Annotated in this window: 2 protein-coding genes; both read right to left on the bottom strand. The window is 54.7% G+C overall.

Annotated elements, in window-relative coordinates; all coding sequences use genetic code 11:
* A partial coding sequence (locus tag AC2VLY_RS13040) for a hypothetical protein (protein WP_486922424.1) occupies positions 1-592 on the bottom strand: 592 nt, incomplete at its 3' end.
* Positions 593-803: 211 nt separating this feature from the next.
* Positions 804-1,711 (bottom strand): helicase-related protein (locus AC2VLY_RS13035; protein ID WP_486893219.1); only part of this gene is annotated, 908 nt, incomplete at its 5' end.

Raw genomic sequence — 1,711 nt, 5'->3', positions numbered from 1 at the left:
CCGGCTTCCAGCGCCCGATAATCACATGCTCTGGATCGGGTTTTTGGACCTGCAGTATCCCTTGTGTCGCAATGGCATCGCAGATTTTCAGTGAAGTCGCATGTAAAGCAGTTCCAGACAAACAACTGGAATGCAATTCCAGGGCATGCTCACGTTTTCCACCTGCCAAACGGTCCTGGGTCGTCATCACCGCTAACCGGTTATCAAAGGTGTCAAACAGATCTTTGACCTCTTCCATGTCGTGTACGGGATAAACCGTCACCGTCACCGTACCATCCGCTGGCGCCTCCAGCTTTCCCGATGCCCAAAGAAAAGTCCGGGTGTGCCCGTCGAGTTTCACCATTTTTCCACTCGGCAGACACGCGGCACTCACACTACGGTGTGTGGGATTAGGCGCCCGCAGGTGTTCACGAGCAGCTTTGCGGGCATGCTCTTCCGTATCCCGTTGGCGCGGATTATCCAATATGGCGAACCATGTACCTAGTGGCATGTGCACCGTGTAACAGGATTCCATACCAATGGACTTTTCTCTTTCCATAACAGGTTTCGGACCAGCCATACCACTTTCCAGCATATCGATCGTATTACTCATCAGTTGCACCTCATATTTCAGAAAATAGGAAACTGTTTGTGTATCCGCAGGCCGTGAACGGTGCGTCTACATCTACCGGCGATGCCAAATTATTTTTTTGTGGCGCAACCAGCCGCAGACAGCGCATTGGTTTTTGCACGTTCCCGGCGCGCTCGCGCTGTATCTGTATCACTCCAGATTTTCCAAAACTGCGTCTTGTTAGCCACCGTCATCATTCCCGCTGCGATCGGTAACATCTTTCGCAAATTCCGTAAGCACTTTGGGCGGGGAGCGTCTTTCCGCAACTTCTGCAGTGACGTTTCAGACCCTGGCGAATTTGGACAATCAGTTGCCGGACGCAACGTTCCCTTTCCCCCGTGGCTCGGTGTATTTCGGGAAAAATTTGCGGATAACGGTAATGAAACCAGCAATACAGCGAGAGATGCTTGTAGTCCGATTCCAGTTCTTCCGTCCGCGCCCGCGTTCCACTGCATGCAGGAGAGGGATAGGCCCGCTGTTCCAGAATCGCGGTAACCATCCTCCGGAAATGTTGCATCTGGCCAGCCCGTGCATCGACAGGTGCCGTCAGGATTTGTAGGCGCTCGGCCATGGACAAGCGATTAGAACCCGCCAGAGTGTCCATGATATGGGCTTTATCCAGCGTTTCAGTGAGATCCATGCAGGTGAACCACTCAGAACCTTTGAGCGTTTTCTGCCAGGCAATGAGCAAGTCATGCACGCCAATGTCTGGCGCTGCATCCATGGCGCGGGCAATCCAGGTCCGGGTGGGCGCGGCAAAAATAGCGGGGAAATCAATGGCGCTATCCATTTTGTTGAGCGCTTTCTGGATTTGCCGGTGAATGGCGGCATCAGCGCCAGCGGCATGACCCACATCGTGATGGCCGTACCGCCCTGCCCGTCCAGCAATCTGCCGAATTAACGGTTTGGGTACGGTGGTACTGATGCGGCCATTGTACTTTTCGCCTTCGCCAATAACGACCGTATGCGCTGGCAAATTCAGGCCCATAGCCACCGCATCCGTGGCGACCAGGATAGCGGCCTCCCCCGCACGGAAGCGACGGGCTTCTTCGCGGCGGACTTCCGGCGGCATGGCTCCGTAAATCTGCGCGACCGAATGCC

The organism is Acidithiobacillus sp. TH-A36 (assembly GCF_057473445.1).
The sequence above is the reverse complement of the archived record's forward strand: the minus strand, read 5'-3'. Positions and strand labels throughout refer to the sequence as shown.